Annotated in this window: 20 protein-coding genes; 9 read left to right on the plus strand and 11 right to left on the minus strand. The window is 67.9% G+C overall.

Features of this window, described 5'->3' with window-relative positions; all coding sequences use genetic code 11:
- Positions 1-20: 20 nt before the first annotated feature.
- Entirely contained in the window at positions 21-1,034 is a 1,014-nt protein-coding gene (locus ACRY_RS07315) for a flagellar motor switch protein FliM (protein ID WP_007423207.1), read from the minus strand.
- 156 nt (positions 1,035-1,190) lie between these two features.
- Here ACRY_RS07315 and ACRY_RS07320 point away from each other — a divergent pair, with 156 nt between their 5' ends.
- Positions 1,191-2,696, plus strand: coding sequence for a hypothetical protein (locus ACRY_RS07320; protein ID WP_011941897.1), 1,506 nt, complete (start codon positions 1,191-1,193; stop codon positions 2,694-2,696).
- Between the two features lie 6 nt (positions 2,697-2,702).
- On the opposite strand, the gene ACRY_RS07325 is transcribed toward ACRY_RS07320, so the two are convergent.
- The 3 genes from ACRY_RS07325 to ACRY_RS20190 form a co-directional block, all read right to left on the minus strand.
- Positions 2,703-3,335: a TVP38/TMEM64 family protein gene (locus ACRY_RS07325; protein WP_011941898.1), complete on the minus strand. Its 633-nt coding sequence runs from the start codon at positions 3,333-3,335 to the stop codon at positions 2,703-2,705.
- Positions 3,332-4,108 carry a glycosyltransferase family 2 protein gene (locus ACRY_RS07330; protein ID WP_011941899.1) on the minus strand — a complete coding sequence of 259 codons (777 nt, stop codon included), beginning with the start codon at positions 4,106-4,108 and terminating at the stop codon, positions 3,332-3,334. Before ACRY_RS07330 ends, ACRY_RS07325 begins: the two co-directional genes overlap by 4 nt.
- A gap of 227 nt (positions 4,109-4,335) precedes the next feature.
- Positions 4,336-4,944 carry a hypothetical protein gene (locus tag ACRY_RS20190; protein WP_007424798.1) on the minus strand — a complete coding sequence of 203 codons (609 nt, stop codon included), beginning with the start codon at positions 4,942-4,944 and terminating at the stop codon, positions 4,336-4,338.
- An 841-nt stretch (positions 4,945-5,785) separates the two neighbouring features.
- On the opposite strand from ACRY_RS20190, the gene ACRY_RS07340 reads away from it, so the two are divergent.
- Positions 5,786-6,691, plus strand: a complete 906-nt coding sequence (locus tag ACRY_RS07340; RefSeq protein ID WP_231295370.1) for a bifunctional helix-turn-helix transcriptional regulator/GNAT family N-acetyltransferase — start codon at positions 5,786-5,788, stop codon at positions 6,689-6,691.
- A gap of 11 nt (positions 6,692-6,702) precedes the next feature.
- On the opposite strand, the gene ACRY_RS07345 is transcribed toward ACRY_RS07340, so the two are convergent.
- From ACRY_RS07345 to ACRY_RS07375, 7 genes are all read right to left on the minus strand, one after another.
- Positions 6,703-7,551, minus strand: a complete 849-nt coding sequence (locus ACRY_RS07345) for a phosphodiesterase (RefSeq protein ID WP_011941901.1) — start codon at positions 7,549-7,551, stop codon at positions 6,703-6,705.
- Positions 7,545-8,333, minus strand: coding sequence for an inositol monophosphatase family protein (locus tag ACRY_RS07350; protein WP_011941902.1), 789 nt, complete (start codon positions 8,331-8,333; stop codon positions 7,545-7,547). Before ACRY_RS07350 ends, ACRY_RS07345 begins: the two co-directional genes overlap by 7 nt.
- The gene (locus tag ACRY_RS07355) at positions 8,330-9,391 is read right to left on the minus strand and encodes an ABC transporter ATP-binding protein (RefSeq protein ID WP_011941903.1); all 1,062 of its coding nucleotides are present in this window, start codon (positions 9,389-9,391) and stop codon (positions 8,330-8,332) included. The genes ACRY_RS07350 and ACRY_RS07355 overlap by 4 nt, the downstream gene beginning before the upstream one ends.
- The gene (locus tag ACRY_RS07360) at positions 9,391-10,173 is read right to left on the minus strand and encodes an ABC transporter permease (RefSeq protein WP_035188285.1); all 783 of its coding nucleotides are present in this window, start codon (positions 10,171-10,173) and stop codon (positions 9,391-9,393) included. Before ACRY_RS07360 ends, ACRY_RS07355 begins: the two co-directional genes overlap by 1 nt.
- Positions 10,170-11,036 (minus strand): ABC transporter permease, encoded by an 867-nt coding sequence (locus ACRY_RS07365; protein WP_011941904.1) that lies wholly within the window; start codon positions 11,034-11,036, stop codon positions 10,170-10,172. Before ACRY_RS07365 ends, ACRY_RS07360 begins: the two co-directional genes overlap by 4 nt.
- Positions 11,033-12,133: an ABC transporter substrate-binding protein gene (locus ACRY_RS07370; RefSeq protein ID WP_011941905.1), complete on the minus strand. Its 1,101-nt coding sequence runs from the start codon at positions 12,131-12,133 to the stop codon at positions 11,033-11,035. Before ACRY_RS07370 ends, ACRY_RS07365 begins: the two co-directional genes overlap by 4 nt.
- A 157-nt stretch (positions 12,134-12,290) precedes the next feature.
- Complete coding sequence (locus ACRY_RS07375; protein WP_011941906.1) at positions 12,291-13,487, minus strand: outer membrane beta-barrel protein; 1,197 nt, start codon at positions 13,485-13,487, stop codon at positions 12,291-12,293.
- A 613-nt stretch (positions 13,488-14,100) separates the two neighbouring features.
- Between ACRY_RS07375 and ACRY_RS07380 the strand changes: the two genes are divergently transcribed.
- From ACRY_RS07380 to ACRY_RS07410, 7 genes are all read left to right on the plus strand, one after another.
- A complete protein-coding gene (locus ACRY_RS07380) occupies positions 14,101-14,442 on the plus strand; it encodes a DMT family transporter (RefSeq protein ID WP_013639678.1) in 342 nt (113 codons plus the stop codon).
- A gap of 216 nt (positions 14,443-14,658) precedes the next feature.
- Positions 14,659-15,561: an ABC transporter substrate-binding protein gene (locus ACRY_RS07385; RefSeq protein WP_231295371.1), complete on the plus strand. Its 903-nt coding sequence runs from the start codon at positions 14,659-14,661 to the stop codon at positions 15,559-15,561.
- A gap of 62 nt (positions 15,562-15,623) precedes the next feature.
- Positions 15,624-16,484 carry a choline ABC transporter permease subunit gene (gene choW / locus ACRY_RS07390; protein ID WP_007422475.1) on the plus strand — a complete coding sequence of 287 codons (861 nt, stop codon included), beginning with the start codon at positions 15,624-15,626 and terminating at the stop codon, positions 16,482-16,484.
- A complete protein-coding gene (locus ACRY_RS07395) occupies positions 16,481-17,734 on the plus strand; it encodes a quaternary amine ABC transporter ATP-binding protein (protein ID WP_011941908.1) in 1,254 nt (417 codons plus the stop codon). The genes choW and ACRY_RS07395 overlap by 4 nt, the downstream gene beginning before the upstream one ends.
- A 14-nt stretch (positions 17,735-17,748) precedes the next feature.
- Positions 17,749-19,212, plus strand: a complete 1,464-nt coding sequence (betB, locus tag ACRY_RS07400; RefSeq protein ID WP_011941909.1) for a betaine-aldehyde dehydrogenase — start codon at positions 17,749-17,751, stop codon at positions 19,210-19,212.
- Between the two features lie 14 nt (positions 19,213-19,226).
- Positions 19,227-20,885, plus strand: a complete 1,659-nt coding sequence (gene betA, locus ACRY_RS07405) for a choline dehydrogenase (protein ID WP_011941910.1) — start codon at positions 19,227-19,229, stop codon at positions 20,883-20,885.
- Between the two features lie 123 nt (positions 20,886-21,008).
- Positions 21,009-22,262 carry a sarcosine oxidase subunit beta family protein gene (locus tag ACRY_RS07410; RefSeq protein ID WP_011941911.1) on the plus strand — a complete coding sequence of 418 codons (1,254 nt, stop codon included), beginning with the start codon at positions 21,009-21,011 and terminating at the stop codon, positions 22,260-22,262.
- Position 22,263: the final 1 nt, after the last annotated feature.

Here is a 22,263-nt window from a genome sequence, read left to right on the forward strand (position 1 = left end):
CCGGGCCAGGCCCGGCGGAGCTATTCCCGCTCGCGCGAGATCCAGCCCCGGATTTCGGCGGCCAGCCTGCCGTGCCGCACGCCAAGGCGGCCGGCGAACAGATCCACACTGCCGCAGCGCAGCGTAACGTCCGAGCCGCGCGGCGCATTGATCGGGATGATGTCGCCGACGCGCAGGTCCATCACCGCCCCCAACTTCATCGTCTGTTCGTCGAGCACGGCCTCGAGTTCGATATCCGTGTGCCAGAGTTCCTCGGCGAGATGGCTTTCCCAGATGGAGTCACGGCCGAACTTCTCGCCCATGAACTGCTGCAGCAGCAGTTCACGCACCGGTTCCAGCGTCGCGAAGGGCAGGATGATGTCGATCATGCAGTTGCGCCCTGCCGAGTGCAGGCTGAGCCGCGCGGTCAGCGCCACGCCCGAATTCCGCCCGATCGTCGCGAATCGCGGATCGGTCTCGGTGCGCTCGAAATCGAACGTCACGTCGCAGATCGGCGCGAAACTGTTTCTAAGATCGTGCAGCACCACCCGGATCAGCCGCTCGGTCAGGTTGCGGCTGATGGAGGTCACCGGCTTGGGCAGTTGTCCGGTCGCGGCGGCAACCCGACGGCCGCCGAGCAGGATCTCGGTCAGGTTGCTCACCGTCATGGCGTCGACATGGATCAGCCCGAGATTGTCCCACTCCCGCGCGCGGAACACGCCCAGCAGCGCCATCGGCGCGATCTCGGCAAAGCTGTCTGCCAACCGCCGCGAGGCCAGCCGCGTCAGCCGGACTTCCACATTGTCCTGAAACAGGTTGCGCAGCGAGCCGGCCAGGATTCGCGACAGCCGCTCGAAGACGACTTCCGCCATCGGCAGCCGCTCATAGCTGTCCGCCCGGCCATAAAGCAGCCGGCTGGCTTCCTGCTCCGCTTCCGGCTCCGGTTGCAGAGCGTCGTCCTCAAGAGCGCCCCCGCCCGAGAGAATCGAGTCGATCTCTTCCTGCGCGAGTTGTGTCGCGCTGTCGGTCCTGTTCGTTCGAGCCTGCCCGCTCATCCGCTCCTCTACTCCCGCCGGGCCATGCGACTGGCCCGCTCCTCGATCCGCCGACACCATGCCCCAACCGGGTTAACAAAGAATTGAGAACGCAATCGAAACGCAGCCGACACCGAACGTCGTCGATCCGTTACACGCCGGCGTCATTCTGTCGCGATGCGGGCGGCGTCGGATCATCGCAGCGAGCGGGCCGGACTTCTGGCGGGCATCGGGCTGGTTTTCGCGGCGTCGCTCGCGGCACGCCTGCACGGGCTCGGGGCCAAGCCGCTTTGGCTGGATGAGGTCATCACTTTCACCCGCGCCGGACGGCCGCTGCACGGCCTCGTACTCGATTCGCTGCGCAACCACCATCTGCCGGGCTTTTTCGTGATCGAGCGCGCCGCGCTACTGCTCGCGCCGAAGGCCGCGCAGGTGGCGGCGTTGCGCCTTGTCCCGGCACTCGCCGGGGCCGCCTGCGCGGCGCTGGTCTTTGCCATCGCCTGGTCGGCCGGCGGACGGAGCGGCGCCTGGCTTGCCGGCCTGCTGATGGCCTTCGCGCCGCTGCAGGTCGCATTCGGCCAGGAAGCCCGGTCCTACACGCTGATGATGGCGCCCCTGCTGCTGGCGCTGCACGGTCTGCTCGGCCTCGTGCGCGCGCCCGATGCGCCCTGCCGCCGCCCCTGGCTGAATTTCGGTCTCGGCACCGCGGGCGCGCTGCTGGTGCTCCCGGATGCGCTTCCCTGGCTGGCGGCGGCGACGCTCGCGATACTCGCCGCCGCCCTGCCGCGGAGCCGCGACCGCATCGGGCTTCTCCGCCGCTGGGTCGCGCTGAATGCCGCCCTCCTGTTGCTGGTGGCGCCGGCCTATGCCTTGTTGCTGCTGGTGCCGCCCCACGGTCCGATGGCAGGGTTCGCCTGGATTCCGCCGCCTTCCGCATCGTTCCTGTGGGCCGACGCCGCCAGTCTCTATTTCATGCGCGACGCGACGATGGTGACGATGCGGCTGCTGCCACCCGTCCTGCCCGGGTTCGCCGCCGCAATGGCGCTACTCGCCATCCTCGGTCTCTGGCGCCTCCGGCGCGCCCGCGCCGAGGCACTGGTGCTGCTGATCGTCTGGCTTGGCCTGCCGATCGCCCTCGGCGTCGTCTCGCTCGTCCACCCGGTGATGCTGCCGCGCTACCTGCTCTGGAGCGCGCCGCCCTTCTTCGTTCTCGCCGGCCTCGGCATCGAAGCCCTGCCGCCACCTGCGAGGCTGGCGGCGCTGCCGGCCGCCGCCGCCGTGCTGCTGTTCAATCTCGCGCCCTACTACCATGCCGAAACCAAGCCCCGCTGGGATCTGGCGGCGGCCCGGCTCGCCGCGCGCGCCACGGCGGGCGACGTCATCCTGGCAAGCGACGGTGCGGCCTGGGCCATGCTCGGCCATTACGATCCCGCCCTCGCGCCGCTCGTCACCCAGCGCCGCGCGCGCGCCGCGGCGGCTCTGGCCGAGGGACGTCCGGTCTTCGCGATCTACGGGCCGGCGGGGCAGGGGGCGCAACCCTCGCCCGCCGCCTTTGCGGCGATGGCCGCAAGTCTCGGCCCGCTTTCACCGCCCCGGCGCGCCGGCTCCGAAATCGTCATCCGCCGGATCAGCCCGCCGCCCGCCGCGCGCATCGCCTGTTCGTCGGGCGCCATCTGCCGCTGATCCGAGTCAGACGCCGGCGAGTTCCGGCGCAATCCGGCGGCGCAGCCCGAATGCCAGCACGATCGAGATCACGAACAGCACGACACCCACGGCAAGTTCAACATCCCGCCCCACACGTCCGCCCGCGCCGATCAGGGCGAAGATCACGGTCTGCGGCACGAAGCCCAGCGCCGATCCGGCGAGGAACGGAAATACCTTCACGCTGGAGACGCCGGCGAGCAGGTTCAGCGCGAGATTGCTGCCCAGCGGCATCAGGCGCAGCGTGAGCGTGGCGGTGAACGGGCGCGCCGCGAGAGCGCGGTCGATCCGGGCCGCCCGATGGCCGAGCCGGGAACGCACGAAGGCTCGGCCGACCAGCCGCGCCCAGAGCAGATCGGCGGCGCAGCCGGCCAGCTGGGATGCAAGCGCCAGCGCCGTGCCCGGAATCACGCCCCAGGCGAAGCCCGCCGCAAAGCCGATCACCTGCCTCGGCATCCCGACCGCGCAGGCCAGCGCCCCCAGCGCGCCGAGTGCCAGCGCGTCACGCCAGCCGTGGCCGGGATGCGGCGCGAACAGCGCGCCGAACGGATGCAGGTGCAGCACCAGCGCCGCGCCCAGCAGCCCTCCCGCCAGCAGCGCCGGCCGGGCGAGGCGGATCACCGAGCCACCTCCAGCGAGGCCGGCGACCCGGCATCGGCTCCGCCGGCGCCCAGAACCGGCCGGCAGGCCCGCCGCTGCAACCAGGCCACGCCCGCGAGGTCGACGATCCCGACACGCAACCGGTCCCATGTCCCGTAATGCGACCGCCCGGCCACACGCGGGCGGTGGGCAACGGGGTGCAGCACCGTCCGCCCGCCGATGCTCGCGAACAGCGCCGGCAGAAACCGGTGCATGTGGTCGAAGCGCGGCAGTCCGAGAAAGACCGAGCGCCGGAACAGCTTCAGCCCGCAGCCGCTATCGGGCACACCGTCGTGCAGCACCCGCGCCCTGACGCCGTTGGCGATCCGCGAGGCGATCCGCTTCATCGCGCTGTCCTTGCGCCGGACGCGGCGCCCCGCCACCAGCACCGGCTCATCGGGCCGCTCTTCCTGCCAGGCGCGCTGGAGCATGTCCGGAATGTCGGCCGGATCATTCTGCCCGTCGCCATCAATCGTGGCGATCCACACCGCGTTCGCGGCGGTCACGCCGGTGAGTATTGCCGCGCTCTGACCGAAACTCCCCGTGTGGCGCAGGACGCGAATCTCCGGCCTTTCCTTCGCCAGTGCCGCGAGCACCGCTTGGCTGTCATCGGTGCTGCCGTCGTCGACGAAGATGATCTCGTGATCGATCCCGGCCAGCGCCGTGCCGAATTCGGCCACGAGCGGCGGAATGTTCGGCGCCTCGTCGCGGACGGGGACGACGACGGCAAGCAGATGCGACGGCGGTGGTTCCATGGTCGGAGTCCCGGACAGGGTTGACGCGGGTGGATCCTGATCCGGAAATGTGAGCCCGATCTGACAAACGCGGGGTCGCGATTTTCAAATTGTATCCTGGTCCGCGCGCCATCGCGGGCATTGCGCCACGCAATAAGGTTCCATAATATTTCTTCTGCGACATTCAGACCAGCGCCGAGACAAGCCAGGGACAGCGACCGGTGCCGCCGTCCCTGGCTGAACTCCTGTTACAGCGCCCCTGTCACGGTGGACAATGCGCCGGTGACCGGCGCAAGCGGACTCGTGCTGCCCCCTGTCGCGCCGGACAACGTGCCCGTAACCGTCGATACCGTCGTGGTCACCGGCGCCAGCGGGCTCGAACCGCCCGCCGCGCCTGACAGCGTGCCCGTGATGGTCGATACCGTGCTGGTGACCGGCGCCAGCGGATTGCCTGTTCCGGTCGGCAGCGTTCCGATCGGCAGCGTTCCGGTCGACCCTGTCGGCAACGTGCCGGTCGCCGTGTCGAGAATGGTGCCGGCCGAGCCGGTCAGGTTTGTGAGCGTCTGGGTCAGCGTCGCCCCGCCCGGATTGCTCGTGCCGCCGATCGCGTTGCCCGCCGTCACCAGCGCCCCCTTCAGCGTGCCACCCAGCACGGGCACGCTGCCAGTGCTGTTTGCCACCGTGTTGACCACGCCGCCGACATTGCTGCCGACGCTCTTGTTCGACGTCGCCAGAAGCGTCGAAACCACCGGCAGCGTCGAGGTGCTGAGCGATCCGGCCTTGAGCTGGACCACCTGGCCGTTCGACAGCACACCAACCTGGATCGGGGAATTCGCCTGTGGCGTCGTGCTCAGCACATTGGCGCTGATCAGCGGCTTGACGCTGGACGAGCTCGTCGAGGTATTCAGGACCGAAACCTTGGCGAGCGCATTGGTGACAGGGCTGAGGAAGCTTGTGACGCCCGCCGCACCTGCCGCACCGGTTGCGCCCGTTGCGCCCGTAGCGCCCGTAGCGCCCGTAGCGCCCGTAGCACCTGTTGCGCCCGTAGCACCAGTTGCTCCGGTCGCACCCGTGGCGCCCGCCGAGCCCGTCGCCCCCGCCGAGCCTGTAGCCCCTGCCGAGCCCGCCGCCCCCGTCGAGCTACCCGTCGAGCCACCCGCCGTGCTTCCGCCCGCCGTGCCTCCCCCGCTGGATTTCGCTCCGGATGAACCTCCTCCGGTAACCGCGCCGGACACAGGGGTCACCGAAGGGCTGGAGCCGCATCCGGCGAGCGCCAGAACCGAACCCAAACCCAGGACATACAGTGTCGTGGCCAACACTTTCTTACGGAACGCCTTTGACATGAAAGCTCCACCTGCAAGTTGCAATGATTGTTTTCGTCCGCTCAACCCGGGGGAAATCCGAGGATGAATGGCGATGGCAGTAACCTTTCATTAACATTGTAACGAAATACGATGTATTAATATTTTTTTAGATCGTAATGTCTAAATCTTTATTCAAAATGAATCCGAATCGATCCGCCCCGCCGCCTCGGCACCTTCTCTCTCCCGGGATGCCGATCCAAATGGCTGTCTGCCGAACGCCAGAGAGCCAACTGCCAGAGAGCCAACTGACGGTGTCTCGCCCTCGAAAGACCGTGCGCGAATAAATAGTTGCTCAAGTCAACAATTCATGGCATTATTAATTATGGATAACGCAATGGATGGCGTCCGCGCGTTCAACCGTTTCTTCACCCGTTTCGTCGGCGCGCTCGACACCCGGTTCCTCGGCACCGAACTCACCCTCGGCGAAGCCCGGCTGCTCTATGAAATCGCCCAGGCGGAAGCGCCGCTGGCCGCCGACCTGCGCGCGGCCCTCGGCGTCAACGCCGGCCATGTCAGCCGCGTGCTGCGCCGCTTCGAGGAGCGCGGCTGGATCACCCGCAGCCCGGCCGCCGGCGATGCCCGGCGCCGACCAATCGCGCTCACGCCCGCGGGGCGCGACGTCTTCGCCGATCTCGACAGCCGCCAGCGCAACGCCGTCGCCACCACGCTCGACGGCCTCGCCCCCGCCCAGCAGCGCGACCTGGTCGGCGCCCTCACCCTCGCCCGCATCCTGCTCGGCGACCCTTCGACCCGCCGCTTCGCCCTGCGCCCCTTCCGGCCCGGCGATATGGGGCAGATCGCCGCGCGGCAATCCCTCATCTATCGCGAGACCTATGGCTGGGGCCGGCAGATCGAGGTGATCGAGGGCGAGGTCACCTCCGCCTTCCTGCGCAACTTCAAGCCCGGGCGCGAACAGTGCTGGATCGCCGAGATGGAGGGCGTCATGGCCGGCTCGGTCTTCCTCACCGACGAGGGCGACGGTCTCAGCCGCCTGCGCCTGCTCTATGTCGAGCCCTTCGCCCGCCGCCTCGGCATCGGCAACGCCCTGGTCTCGGCCTGCGTCGGCTTCGCCCGCGAGACCGGCTACCGGCGGATGACTTTATGGACCCACACCGTGCTTGAAAGCGCCCGCCGCATCTACGCCGCGCACGGGTTCCGCATCGTCGATGTCCATACCCACGAGGAGTTCGACAAGCCGGTCCAGAGCGAAACCTGGGAGCTCGACCTCGCCGCCGGCTGACCCGCTCCGCCTCAGGAAGCCGCGCCGGCCCGCCGCATGCCCGGATACTCCGGCTCGACGACGAACGGATACGGCCCCGGCAGATCGCCCACGCTGTCGAGCATCGCCGTCAGCCCCTCCGGCTCGGTCCAGCGCAGCAGGAAAATGCCGCCCGGCTCCAGATGGAAATAGGCCCGCGCCTTCGGATCGAAGGTGATCTCGCTCTGGTGCCCCGCGGCGGCCGGCACGCTCAGCAGCATCGTGCCGCCATGCGCGGCATGGATCGCGCGGTGATGATGCCCCGAGAGAATGGCCGCGACATTTCCGTGCGCCGCCGCCCGCGCCAGCAGCGCCTCGGACGAGCGCAGCATGATGCTGTCCATCGCCGCCACCCCGGTGATGACCGGCGGATGATGCAGCCCGATCAGCACCTTGCGTCCCGCCGCCGCCTCCAGCGCCGCATCCAGAAACGCGAGCCGTTGCGGGCACAGCTCGCCATGCCCCGCCCCCGGCACCACGCTGTCGAGCATGATCAGCCGGAACGGGCCGATATCGGCGGAATACTGCACGAAGTCCGGATCCGCCGTCACCCCCGGCAAATGGCCCAGCGCCGCGCGGAACGCCTCGCGCCGGTCGTGGTTGCCGGGCACCACATAGACCGGGCATGGCAGCTTGCGGTCGAGCAGCCGGTTCAGCTCCTCATATTCGTCGTCCCGCCCGCAATCCACGAGATCGCCGGTGATGACGATCGCCTCCGGCGCCGGATCCAGCGTCGCCACCCGGCGCAGCACGCGCTCGGCCATCATGTTGGTCTCGACCACGCGGTTGGCCGGCCGGCCGACCGGGCGGACATGCAGGTCGGAAATATGGGCAATCAGCAAGAGTCACCTCGAAGAATGGCAAGGGCCTCGTCGCGCAGCGACGGGTCGCCCAGGATCAGCACGGTCCCGTCGGTCTCGGCGTCGAGCCGCAGCGCCCGGCCCGACCAGTCGCACATCGTCCCGCCCGCCGCCTCGACGATCGGCACCGACGCCGCCCAGTCCCACGGCTTGTGCCCGGCCTCGGCGATGATGTCGATCGCGCCGAGCGCCAGCAGTCCCGCGGCATAGGCATTGTCGCCCCACGACACCCGGCGGCAGGCCCGGCCGAGCCGGTCGAACGCCACGCGCTGCGCCGGCGCGAACCATTCCGGCCCGGTGCAGGAGAGTTCCGCCTCGCCCAGCGCCGCGCGCCGCCGGCAGCCCGGCACCCCGCCGAACGGGCCGTGGAACTCGATCTGCCCGCCAGCCGCCAGCCACCGCTCGCCGGTCATCGGCTGATCGATCAGCCCGAGCACCGGCACGCCGTCCTCGACCAGGCCGATCAGCGTCACGAAACTCGCCCGCCCGGTGATGAATTCCCGCGTCCCGTCGATCGGGTCGATCACCCAGTTGAACCGCCCGCGCCGGTCGTCGCCGAATTCCTCGCCGATCACCCCGAACCCCGGCGTGTGCCGCGCCAGCGCCGCGCGCATCGCCGTCTCCGCCGCCCGGTCCGCCGCCGTCACCGGGCTCGCATCCGCCTTGTCGTCGGCACCCACGCCGGCGCGGAAATACGGGCGGATCGCCGCCCGCGCGGCCTCCGCCGCGGCCTTCGCCGCCTCGATCGCGCCCTCGGGGATCATCCGGCGGCCAGCACCCGCGGCGCCTCCCCGTCCCACCAGATCGAAACCCGGCTGCCCTGTGCCACAGCGCCAGCCTCCGCACTCGGCATCGCCGCCGCGAGACTGAAGCCGCCATCCACCTCGATGCGGATCGACGTCAGCGCGCCGAAGAAAACCCGCGAGGCGACCACCCCCTCCAGCAACGCCTCCGCCGCCCCCGGCGGGCCGAGCCGCACCGTCTCCGGCCGCAGCAGCACATGCACGTCCGACCCCGCCGCCAGCCCGCGCGCCCGCGCCGCGGGCACCGCCCGCCCGCACAGCTCGACCAGCCCGGCCTCGGCGTCCCGCACCCGGCCGCGCAGTTCCGCCGCGGCGCCGACGAACCGCGCGACGAAGATGTTCGCCGGCTCGCCATAGATCTCCGCCGGCGTCCCCGCCTGGGCGATCCGTCCCTCCTGCATCACCACCACCCGGTCGGAGATCGACAGCGCCTCCTCCTGGTCATGGGTGACGAACAGCGTCGTCACCCCGGTCTCCTGCTGGATGCGGCGGATCTCGTCGCGCAGTTGCACCCGCACCTTGGCGTCGAGCGCGGACAGCGGTTCGTCGAGCAGCAGCAGCGCCGGGCGGATCGCCAGCGCCCGCGCCAGCGCCACCCGCTGCTGCTGGCCGCCGGAAAGCTGGTGCGGATATTTCCGCGCGTGCTCGGCCAGCCCCACCAGCGCCAGCAGCTCCGCCGCCCGCGCCTGCTGCGCCGCCGGCGTCTCCCGCCGCACCTTCAGCCCGAAGCGGACATTCTCCTCCGCCGTCATGTTCGGGAACAGCGAATAGGCCTGGAACACCATGCCCATGTTGCGCCGCGCCGCCGGCAGGGCGGTGATGTCGCTCCCCGCCAGCACCACCCGCCCGCCATCCGGCCGCTCGAACCCGGCGACGATGCGCAGCAGCGTCGTCTTGCCGCAGCCCGAAGGCCCGAGCAGCGAGACGAACTCCCCCTGCCCCAGCGCGAGGTCGATCCCGTGCAGCACGGTCTTGCCGCCATAGCGCTTCACCGCGCCGTCGATTTCCAGATGCGGCATCAGCGCGCCCCTCCGATCTGCACGCTGCGCCCGCCCCGGCCCGAGACCAGCACGCCGAGCATCGCCAGCCAGGTGATCAGGAAACTCAGCAGCGTCAGCGCCGAGGCCTGCGTCGCCGAAGTCTGGCCGACATAGTTGATATAGACGGCGAAAGTGTTGAACAGCAGGATGTTGGCGAAGGTGAACTCGCCCATCACGATGGCGATCGTCAGCAGCGCCGCGCCCAGCAGCGCCGTCGTCAGGTTCGGCACCACGACGCGGAAGATCAGCGTCCCCCAGCCGGCGCCGAGGCTCTGCGACGCCTCGGTCATGGTGCGCAGGTCGAGCACGCGCATGCCGAGATCGAGCGCGCGATAGGTATAGGGCAATGCGAGGATCACGTAGGGTATCACCAGATAATTGGGGGTGCCGACCAGCCAGTCCGGCCCCGTGTAGAGCGCCGTCATCCCGGCGACCAGCGCGATCGGCGGCACCACGAAGGGCAGCACCGAGATGAAATCGAACACCGGCCGCAGCCGCGGCACCCGCAGGTTCAGCCAGAACACCGCCGGCACCAGCACGATGAGCCCGAGCAGGATCGTCTCCACCGCCAGCCGCACCGAGAGGAACAGGCTCTGCCAGAGCTTCGGCTGGTGGAACAGCGCCACATAGGCGGCGAACCCGTAGCGCGAGCCGCCTTCCCACAGGCTGAACGCGCCGGTCGCGAGCAGCGGGACCAGGAAATACAGGCCGAGCAGCCCGAGCCAGGCCTCCGGCAGCAACCGTCCGAGCACGCCCCTCATCGCCGCCCCCAACGGCCGATCCGCCGCGCCGCCAGCGCATAGACGCCCATCACCGCGACCATCACCACGATCATCCCGAGCGCCAGCGCCGCCCCGGTCTGCTGCGAGATCATCACATTGCCCGACAGCACGTTGCTGATCTCCACCGGCACCAGCGCGACGATCCCCGAGGTCAGCGCATAGGGCGTCGCATAGGCCGAGAAGGCGTTGCCGAACAGCAGGATGAACGCCGAGAGCAGCGAGGGGAGCAAAATCGGCAACCCGACATGCCGCCAGTAATCGAAGGCGGAGGCGCCGAGATTCTCAGCCGCCTCCCGCCACTCCCGCCGCAGCGCCTCCAGCGCCGGGGTGAACACGATGATCATCAGCGGAATCTGGAAATAGGCATAGACCAGCACGAGGCCCGGCAGCGAATACAGGCTGAATCCCATGCCGTAGAGATCGACCCCGACCGATTTCAGCCACACCGTGATGATGCCGAGGCTGCCCAGCGTCGCGATGAAGGCGAAGGCCAGCGGCACGCCGGCGAAATTCGCCGCCACCGCGCTGAAGCTCGTCACCAGCGAGCGCACGCCCCGCGGCATGCCCGGCCGCAGCACCAGGTAGGCGGCGATCCCGCCGGCGATCACGCCGACCAGCGCCGCCAGCGCCGACAGCACGAGCGAGTTGCGGAACGCGACCACCGTCTGCCCCTGCCCCAGCGCCGCGACATATTTCAGCGTCAGCCCGTGCTTGCCCGAGAACGCCTCCGCCAGCAGCATCAGCGTCGGCAGCACGAGGAAGGCGATCACGTAAACGACGAGCGGGCCGACGAAGGCGAGCGTCAGCCCGCCGCCCTCGCCGGCCTTGAACCGGAAACTCACGCCTTGACGAGCTTCGTCCAGTTGGCCGCCAGCAGCTGCTGCGCCTTCTTCGTCTGCGCGTCGTTGGCGAACACCGCCTCGCCATACGGCTTGGCCGGCGGCAGTTCCGCCATCAGCGATTTCGGAATGGCCCCCGCCTTCGCCATCGCCGAGAACCGCGCCGGATGGGCGAAGCCCTTGAGATAGAGAAGCTGCCCCTCGTCGGAATAGATGAACTCCTGCCACAGCTCGGCCGCCTTCGGGTGCGGCGCGAACTTGCTGATCGCCTGGCAGTAGAACGCGCCATACGGCGTCGCCCCCTCGGGAATGACCGTGTCGATCGGCGTCATCCCCTTCGCCTTCTTCGCCTGGGCGAGGTTCAGGTAATCCCAGTTGATCACCACCGGCGTCTGGCCGGAAACAAGGCTCGCCGCCGTCGCGGCCGAGGGGTTGAAATTGCCGCGCTTGGCGAGATCGGCGAAGAACTCGATGCCCGGCATGATGTTGTCGAGCGAGCCGCCATTGGCGAGTGCGGCCGCCACCACCGCGGCGAACGCCGCCCCGGCGCCGAGCGGGCTGCCGTTCAGCGCGACCATGCCCTTGAATTCCGGCTTCTTCAGATCGGCCCAGTCATGCGGTACCGCCTTCGAGACCGAGCGGTTGATGCCGAACGACACCAGGCCGAAATAGTCGCCGTACCACAGCCCGTTCGGGTCCTTCATCGAGGCCGGAATGCTGTCCCAGGTCGCGACCTTGTAGGGCCGGAACAGCCCTTCCTGCGCGCCGTTCAGCGCGAAGGCCGGCCCGACATCGACCACGTCCGGCCCGCGCGACTGGTGCTTGAGCGAGCGGATCGACTGCAATTCCTGCGCCGAGCTGTCATCCGGCGCCGCGTTGTGGATGGTGATCCCGTATTTCTTCTGGAACGTCGCGATGATCTCGCCGTAATTCGCCCAGTCCGGCGGCAGCGCGATGGTGTTGAGCTGCCCCTCGTGCTTCGCGGCGCTCACCAGCGCGGGCGATGCGGCGCGGCCCGCGGCGGGCAGCAGGCCCGCGCCGAGCCCGGCGCCGGCGAGTTTGAGGAATGTGCGGCGCGGCGATGAGATCAGGTCGGCCATGTCTTTCTTCCTTGCTTCCTTACGTCCTCGACCGGCCCGCGCCCAAGCGCGCTGCCGATGCGGCGGCGACCATATAACCCGAGGCGACGGCCCCGCCCATAATGTCCGGCCGCCGCGAGGGGCGGCCGGATGTGAAGGTTTCGTGAAACGAGAAGCGTCAGAACACGATACCGGCGGCGAGCACGCCCATCACCTGGTTGCGGTCGGTCCCGCTGTTGCCGAAACCACCGCCGACAGCCGGCGTGCCAAGATCGGTCAGGTGCAGCAAGCCCACCTCGCCGCGGACGAAGAAGTGCCCCTTGATCCAGGACGGGGTGACGCCGATGCCGAAGCCGGACGAGTTGGCGTTCAGATACCAGGCCTGCGGCCCGATATTCTTGTAGTAGAACACCATGCTGCCGAGCGACCAGGGCGACTTGCCGAACTGGTAATTGGTGATGACCTCGGCGCCGAAATTGCTGGTGAACTTGTTGAGTCCAAGCCGGCTGTTCGGCTTGGAATAGACATACTGCACCTCGGGCACCACGTTCAGGTTGCCGTGGGTGTAGGAATAGTAAGCGCCATACATGTCCGAATTTTCGTAGGCCGGATTGTAGGCGCTATAGCCATAGCCGGTGAAGCTGTTGGCATAGGCCGTGCTGGTCGAGCCATAGGCATGGGTGTTCGGCCCGGTAAAGCCGACATTCTGGGTGCCGTAGAAGGACAGCGCGTTGTTGCTGTCGAACGAATAGGTCACCAGCTCCTGGAACGTGTTGAACACCCCGGTATCGAAACCGTCGCCGAAGGTCAGCGTGGCCGACAGCTTGCCATAGGTGTAGCTCGCCTGCACGCCGCGGCTCGACGAGTTCTCGACGTAGTAGAGCGGCGAGTCGATCAGGTTGGCGTTCTTCCAGTCGGTCGAGGATTCCCAGCCTTCCGTCGAATACACCTGGCCGACCGAGATGTTGAAATTCGCCGTCGGCGCCCAGGTGACGTAGGCGGCATAGACCGGCCCGAGCGAGAAGGTATGGGCGTTCATCGCCTGAGGCTGCACGCCGAAATACAGCGAGTCGTCCGGCTTGACGTCGAGGGTGAACTGGATCGGACCGGAGGATTTCGTCACCGTCAGTTCGAGAACCCGCGCCTCGGCCCCGGCGGACTTCTGATTGCCCAGAATGCTGCTCGTGCCGGCGCCGGAAATGCCGTAGAAAAATCCGTCGAACCCGCCGCTCACATCGAGCGTGCCGAGCGGCCCGGCCTCGAATTTCTGCGGCGACGGCAGGTTCATCGCGAAGGCCGGCGATGCGAAGGCCATCAGCGCCAGCACGCTGGCTCCGGCGAGAAGCTTCCGGTCGATCAGTCTTTTCGTTCTCATTGCACTACCCTGTTGTTGTTGGAAAATCTTCGGTCTCTGTCGTGACTGGCATTGCGCCGAGCGGCGGCGCGCGTCGCAGATGCGCATCGCAACGGCATCTCGCCGGGCACAACCATTCTCCCTCCCGAAACCAGGTCATCGGGCTGTCGGCCGAATGGCAGTTCCACCGCTCAAGGAAACGATTTTCGCAAGACGTCCATGTTCGCAAAACCCCCGCGCCACCAGCCATGAAACACCGCCGTGCACGAGAGACGGAAATCCTGCGGCTCTCACCTCCAACGTCAATCCCTGTTCATTTTCTTCCGCGATTATTCGATCTTTTCGCAATTGTATAAATTCTACGTGTACATCGTCACGTCTTGAATCGAATCGCTGTTTCGCTTGTTCAGATCCGACATTTCCTCCCCGCGCGACAAAATGCCGCGCCGCAAAATTTCGTTCTCAAAGCGAAACGAGTCCCGATCGCGCGGCGTCGGCCGTCGCACCCGTCATTATTCCGCTTCCCGATTTTCCTGAAATTTCCAGCAATTCCGCGATGATGTCAAACCGTCGCGGGCCTTTCCGGCGTCGTCGCGGGTTGACCGCCCCCCGCTTTGCGTCGATCATCGGCGGGATGAACGAGCTCAAGTCCTACTTCCTGCTCGCCATCGCGATCGCGTGCGAGGTGGCGGGAACGTCGTTCCTGAAGGCCTCCGACGGCTTCACCCTGCCGGTCCAGACGATCGGCACGCTGATGTTCTACGCAGCCGCCTTCTACCTCCTTGCGATCATCGTCAGGACGATGCCGATCGGCGTCGTCTACGCGATCTGGAGCGGCGCGGGCATCGTGCTCATCAGCGCCGTCGGCTGGCTCCGGTTCGGACAGTCGCTGTCCCCCGCCACGATGTTCGGCATCGCCGTCATCGCCGCCGGCGTCGTCATCGTGAATCTCTCCTCGGCCGCGCCGCCCCACTGAAGGGTGCGCCGCACAAACGGAACCATGCAAGCCCGGCGTCGGTTCCATGCAAGACAGTCCGTCGTCTATCATACGCTATACGCATGAAAGAACGATGAAAAATTCCAGGGACAGGGCAGGGACAGGCCGGTCGCGGGACCGCAACAGGGACTTTCAACGGAGCAGAGGAAAACAATGAAAAAATACACAATCGGCGCAGCGCTGGCGTCAATCACGATGAGTCTGGGCATAGCCCACGCGGCGGTTCCCGCCTCGTGCAAGACGATCCGCATGGCCAATATCGGCTGGACCGACAATGTGGTCCAGAACGCGGTCTTCTCGACGGTCGCCCAGGCGCTCGGCTACAAGACCGACATCAACCTCTACTCGCTGGAGGTGATGTATGCCGGTCTCAGCAACGGCAAGATCGACGTCTTCCTCGACAACTGGACACCGTCGCAGAACCCGACCACCACGCCCTACGAGAAGAAGCACGAGATCGACGTCATCGGCCCCGACCTCAAGCACGCCAAATACACGCTCGTGGTGCCGCACTACCTCTACGAGAAGGGCCTGAAGACCTTCGCCGACATCCACAAGTTCGCCAAGGAACTGAACTACAAGATCTACGGCATCGAGCCGGGCAACGACGGCAACCTGCATATCCTCGCCATGATCAAGGCGAACAAGTTCGACCTCGGCAAGTTCCATCTCGTGCAGTCGAGCGAGGCCGGCATGCTCGCCGAGGTCGCCCGCAAATACCCGAAGAAGAAGGACATCGTCTTCCTCGGCTGGGAACCCGAGCCGATGAACGTCGAGTTCCACATCAACTACCTCACCGGCGGCCGGGACTATTTCGGTCCTCACAAAGGCGAGGCGACGCTCTACATCAACACGCGCCACAACTACGCCAAGGACTGCCCGAATGTCGGCGTCCTGCTGCACCATTTCTACCTGTCGGTCGGCGACGAGAACAAGATGATGTACGACGTCCAGGTCAAGCATCAGGAGGCCCCCGCCGTCGCCGCCGCCTGGCTGAAGGCGCATCCCGCCTGGGTCAAGAAAACCCTCGACGGCGTCACCACGGTCGACGGCAAGCCGGGCGCGGCGGCGGTGCTCGCCAGCCTGAAGTCGGACTGAAACGGGTGAACCTCCGGCGCGCGGCGGCCCTCCACCGCGCGCCGGATCACGGAGGCTGACCGATGAACGGGCTAGATGGCGTCCAGCACTGGATCGTCCACCATGTCATCCCCCTCGGGGCATGGGCGACGGCGGCGATCGACGCGCTGAAAAACAACTTCCAGGGATTCTTCAACGTCCTTTCGGATGTGCTGGGTTTCCTGCTCGACAACACGACCGGCGCGCTCAACTGGGTCTCGCCGCTCATCCTGATCGTGATCTTTGCCGGACTGACCTGGTATTTCAAGAAATCCTGGAAGCTCGCGCTGTTCGTGCTGATCGCGCTCACCTTCGTGCTCAACCAGGGCTACTGGGGCCGGACGATCGAGACGCTCTCGCTGGTCGCCTACGCCACCCTCGCCTGCATGCTGATCGGCGTGCCGCTCGGCGTCGCCGCCGCGCACCACCCGACGCTCTACCGAATCCTGCGCCCCGTGCTGGACCTGATGCAGACGCTACCCACCTTCGTCTACCTGATCCCGACGCTGGTGCTCTTCGGCCTCGGCAGCGTGCCCGGCCTGATCTCGACGGTCGTCTTCGTGGTGCCCACCCCGGTTCGCCTCACCTATGTCGGCATCGTCAACGTCCCCCGCCCGCTGATCGAGGCGGGCCAGGCCTTCGGCGCCTCGCCCTGGGAACTGCTCTGGAAGGTCGAGATCCCGGCGGCCATGCCGACGATCCTCGCTGGTCTCACCCAGGTCATCATGCTGAGCCTGTCGATGGTGGTCATCGCCGCGCTGGTCGGCGCCGGCGGTCTCGGCGAACCCGTGGTCGAGGCCATGGAAACCGTGCAGATCGGCCGGGGCTTCACCTCCGGTCTCGCTATCGTCATCGTGGCGGTCATCCTCGATCGGGTGTTCCGGCCGGAGCGCGAAAACGCATGAGCACCGAATTCGCAGCGCGTTTCGAGAATGTCGACATTCTCTTCCCGCCCGCCGAGGGCCGTGCCGGCCGCACCCGGCTCGCCGCCGCCACCGCCATGCTCGATGCCGGCAAGACCCGCGCCGACATCATCGAGTCCACCGGCGTCGTCGTCGGCGCCGCCGATGTGAATCTCGAGATCGCGAAAGGCGAGATCTTCGTCATCATGGGCCTGTCCGGCTCGGGCAAGACCACCGTGCTGCGCGCGGTCAACGGCCTGAACCGGATTTCCCGCGGCCGCATCCTGATCCGCCATGGCGACCAGACGGTCGACATGACCAACCCCGCCCCGGCCGCGCTGCGCGCCCTGCGCAACCGCGCGGTCTCGATGGTCTTCCAGCAATTCGCCCTGCTGCCCTGGCGCACCGTCCGCCGCAATGTCGAACTCGGCCTCGAACTGCGCCGCACCGGCGCCGCCGAAACCCGCGAGGCGGTCGACCGCTGGCTCGATCTCGTCGGCCTGCTGCCCTGGGCGGAGAAGCACGCGCATGAGCTTTCGGGCGGCATGCAGCAGCGCGTCGGCCTCGCCCGCGCCCTCGTCACCGACCCCGACATCCTGCTGATGGACGAGCCCTTCTCCGCGCTCGACCCGCTGATCCGCAACAAGCTGCAGGACGAGCTGCTCTCCCTGCAGCAGAGCATGCACAAGACGATCATCTTCGTCACCCACGATCTCGACGAGGCGCTGAAACTCGGCAACCGCATCGCGATCATGAAGGACGGCCGGGTGATCCAGGTCGGCGCGCCGGAAGACATCGTGCTGCGTCCCGCCACCGACTATGTCGCCGAATTCGTCCGCCACATGAACCCGCTCACCGCCATCCGCGCCGCCTCGCTGATGCGCCCGCTCGATACCGGGGACGATGCCCAGGGTGCCCAGTTCAGCTTCACCGACGACCGCTCGCACTACCGCCTCTCGCTCCGCCCCGACGGCACGCTGGACGGTCTTTCCTGCAACGGCGCGGCGATCGCCGTCCATCCGGTCGATGGCGAAACCGCGACACCGGAAGGTGCCGTCGGCATCGTCGAGACCACGCATCTGCTGAAGGATGTCGTCGAGCAGCGCCAGCGCAGCGGCCATCCCGTACTGGTCGCCGAAGACGGCTGCATCGTCGGCTGGTGCGGCGCCAACGAGGTGCTCGACGCCCTCACCCATGCCGGCCGCGCCACGATGACCGACGCGAGCCCCACCCCCGCCCTCGCCCCCAGCTGAACCGGAGCCCTGCCATGACAGGCGAACCCCGCCGCAACTTCATCGCCGGCGGCCCGTGGTCGCGCGCCGGCCTCGCGCGTTTCGAAACCCGCAACCCCGCCACCGGCGGCGTGCTGGCCGAGATCGAGATCGCCGACGCCGAAACCGTCGCCGCCGCCGTCGCCGCCGCGCGCGAGGCCCAGCGCGCCTGGGCCGCCACCCCCGCGGCGGCACGCGGGCGCATCCTGCTGCGCGCCGCGTCGATATTGCGGGAACGCAACGACGAACTCGCCCGCACCGAAACGCTCGATACCGGCCGCCCGATCGCCGAAACCAGCGTTGTCGATGTCATTTCCGGCGCCGAATGCCTCGAATATTTCGGCGGTCTCGCCGCCTCGATCACCGGCGAGTCGGTCGATCTCGGGCCCGCCGCCTTCGGCTACACCAGGCGCGAGCCGCTCGGCGTCGTCGCCGCGATCGGCGCCTGGAACTACCCGCTGCAGATCGCCTGCTGGAAATCCGCCCCCGCCCTCGCCTGCGGCAACGCGGTGATCTTCAAGCCCGCGCCGCAAACCCCGCTGACCGCGTTCGAACTCGCCGCGATCTACCGCGAGGCCGGCCTGCCGGACGGGCTGTTCAACGTCGTCAACGGCTTCGGCGAAACCGGCCTCGCCCTCGTCCGCCACCCCGACGTCGCGAAAATCTCGCTCACCGGCTCGGTCCCCACCGGCAAAGCCGTCGCCGCCGAAGCCGCGGCCAGCCTCAAGCGCGTCACCCTCGAACTCGGCGGCAAATCCCCGCTCATCGTCTGCGCCGATGCCGATCTCGACAGCGCCGCCGCCGCCGCGATGCTGGCGAATTTCTACTCCTCCGGCGAAATCTGCTCGAACGGCACGCGCGTCTTCGTCCACCGCTCGGTGCACGACCGTTTCGTCGAAACCCTCGCCGCCCGCGCCCAGCGCCTCGTCATCGGCGATCCGCTCGATCCCGCCACCGAGATCGGCGCGCTGATCTCGCCCGAACACGCCGACCGCGTCATGGGCTTCATCGAGGCCGGCCTTCGCGAGGGCGCGCGCCTCGTCTGCGGCGGAAAGCGCCGGACCGAGGGTGTGCCCGCCGGCAACACCTTCATCGAACCCACCATCTTCGCCGGCTGCGCCGATGGCATGACGATCGCGCGCGAGGAAATCTTCGGCCCCGTGATGTCGGTCCTCGCCTTCGACGACGAGGACGACGCCATCGCCCGCGCCAACGCCACCCCCTACGGCCTCGCCGCCGCCGTCTTCACCCGCGATCTCGCCCGCGCCCACACGCTCGTCGCCCGCCTTGAAGCCGGCACCTGCTGGATCAATCATTACAATATCACACCGATCGAGCTTCCCTTCGGCGGCATGAAGCAGTCCGGCTACGGCCGCGAGAACAGCCGCGCCGCGATCGACGCCTATACCGAGATCAAGAGCGTCTACGTCGCCCTCGCGCCCGTGGACTCCCCTTACTGACGAGGCGTTAGAAAATGCCCAGCGAATACGACTACATCATCGTCGGCGCCGGTTCCGCCGGCTGCGCGATGGCGAACCGCCTCACCGAGGATGGCAACGCCACCGTGCTGCTGCTCGAATTCGGCGGCTCCGACCGCTCGCCCTTCATCCAGATGCCGAGCGCGCTGTCGATCCCGATGAACACCAGGAAGTACGACTGGGGCTATCACAGCGAGCCCGAACCGCATCTCGGCGGGCGGCGGATGCACACGCCGCGCGGCAAGGTGCTCGGCGGCTCCTCCTCGATCAACGGCCTCGTCTACATCCGCGGCAACGCGATGGATTTCGAGCACTGGGAGGAAATGGGCGCGCGCGGCTGGGGCTGGCGCGACGTGCTGCCCTATTTCCGCCGCGCCGAAACCCGTGCGGAGGGCGGCGACGCCTATCGCGGCGATTCCGGCCCGCTGCACACCAGCTACGGCCGCCTCGCCAACCCGCTCTACCGCGCCTTCATCGAGGCCGGGCGCCAGGCCGGCTACCCCGTCACCGACGATGTCAACGGCTACCAGCAGGAAGGCTTCGGCCGGATGGACATGACCGTCCATCGCGGCCGCCGCTGGAGCACGGCGAACGCCTATCTGCGGCCGATCCGCAACCGCCCCAACCTCACCCTGCACGCGCGCAGCCTGGTCTCGCACATCGTCTTCGCCGGCAAGGCGGCCAGCGGTGTCGCCTATCGCCGCTTCGGGCAGGACATCGTCGCCCGCGCCCGCCGCGAGGTGATCCTCGCCGCCGGCGCCATCAACTCGCCGCAACTGCTCAAGCGGTCCGGCATCGGCCCCGCCGCCGAACTCGCCGCGCTCGGCATCGACGTCGTGGCCGACCGTCCCGGTGTCGGCGAGAACCTGCAGGACCACCTCGAATTCTACTTCCAGGTCGCCTGCACCCGGCCGATCACGCTGTATTCGGCGATGAACCCGCTCGCCAAGGCGATGATCGGCCTGCGCTGGCTGCTGTTCCACGACGGTCTCGGCGCCACCAACCATTTCGAGAGCTGCGGCTTCATCCGCTCGCGCCCCGGCGTCGAATACCCAGACATCCAGTATCACTTCCTCCCCGTCGCCATCCGCTACGATGGCCGCGCCCACGCCACCCAGCACGGCTTCCAGGCCCATGTCGGCCCGATGCGCTCGAACAGCCGCGGCTGGGTCCGCCTGCGCGACCGCAATCCCGCAACCCCGCCGCGGATCTTCTTCAACTACATGAGCGAGAAGCAGGACTGGGCGGACATGCGCGCCTGCGTGCGCCTCACCCGCGAGATCTTCGCGCAGGAGGCCTTCGCTCCCTTTCGCGGCGCCGAAATCGCCCCTGGCGCCGATGTCACCACCGATGCGGAGATCGACGCCTTCATCCGCGGCGCCGTCGAAAGCGCCTACCACCCCAGCGGCACCTGCCGCATGGGCGATGCCGCCGATCCGCTCGCGGTGGTCGATCCCGAAACCCGCGTCATCGGCGTCGAGCGCCTGCGCGTCGCCGATTCCTCGATCATGCCGCGCATCACCAACGGCAATCTCAACGCGCCCACCATCATGATCGGCGAGAAGGCGGCCGACCACATCCGCGGCCGCGACCCGCTGCCGCCGAGCAACGCGCCGTTCCATCGCGCCGAACGCTGGCAAACCGCCCAGCGCTGACAGCCGGTGAGCGGCACGGCGGAAATGATCAGACGCATGTCGCTTCGATACAACCCCGGCGGCGTATCGCGCGATGTGCGGCGCGGTCCGGCATGGCATTGTCACTGCCGACAGGAGTTTTCAATGCAGCGTTTTTCCGCCCTTGCCCTCATCAGGCGCGCGCTCGACGGCCAGGCCGGCTGGCAGGCCCAGTGGCGCGATGCCGCCCCGAAGCCCGGCTATGACGCGGTCATCATCGGCGGCGGCGGCCACGGCCTCGGCACCGCCTACTACCTCGCCCGCAAGCACGGCATGCGCAACATCGCCGTGCTGGAAAAGGGCTGGATCGGCGGCGGCAACACCGGCCGCAACACCACCATCATCCGCTCGAACTACCTGTTCGACGAAAGCGCCGCACTCTACGACCACGCGCTGAAACTCTGGGAAGGCCTCTCGGCCGACCTGAACTACAACGTCATGTTCTCGCAGCGCGGCGTGCTGATGCTCGCCCACAACGTGCACGACGAACAGGTCTTCCGCCGCCACGTCCACGCCAACCGCCTCAATGGCGTCGACAACGAATGGCTCACCCCCGAACAGGCGAAGGCCTTCTGCCCGCCGCTGAACATCGCCCCCGGCATGCGCCACGCGGTCACCGGCGGCGCGCTGCAGCGGCGCGGCGGCACGGCGCGGCACGATGCCGTCGCCTGGGGCTATGCCCGCGCCGCCAGCGCCCTCGGCGTCGACATCATCCAGAACTGCGAGGTCACCGGCATCGACCGCGACGCCGCCGGCCGCGTCAGCGGCGTGCAGACCACCCGCGGCCCGATCGCGACGAAGCGCGTCGGCGTCGTCGCCGCCGGCAACACCTCGGTGGTGATGGCGATGGCCGGGCTGCGCATGCCGCTCGAAAGCTTCCCGCTGCAGGCGCTGGTCTCCGAGCCGGTGAAGCCGTGCTTTCCCTGCGTCGTCATGTCGAACACGATCCACGCCTATATCAGCCAGTCGGACAAGGGCGAGCTGGTCATCGGCGCCGGCACGGACGCCTACATCTCCTACAGCCAGCGCGGCGCGTTGCACATCTCGATGCACACGCTGGAGGCGATCTGCGAGCTGTTCCCGATGTTCCGCCGCATGCGCATGCTGCGCAACTGGGGCGGCATCGTCGACGTCACGCCGGACCGCTCGCCGATCATCGCGAAAACGCCGGTCCCCGGCCTCTACGTCAATTGCGGCTGGGGCACCGGCGGCTTCAAGGCCACGCCCGGCTCCGCCGATCTCTTCGCCCACACCATCGCCCGCGACGAACCGCACCCGATCAACGCGCCCTTCAGCCTCGAGCGTTTCGCCGAGGGCCGGCTGATCGACGAGGCCGCCGCCGCCGCGGTCGCGCACTGAG

It is taken from the genome of Acidiphilium cryptum JF-5 (genome assembly GCF_000016725.1).
Taxonomy (GTDB): domain Bacteria; phylum Pseudomonadota; class Alphaproteobacteria; order Acetobacterales; family Acetobacteraceae; genus Acidiphilium; species Acidiphilium multivorum.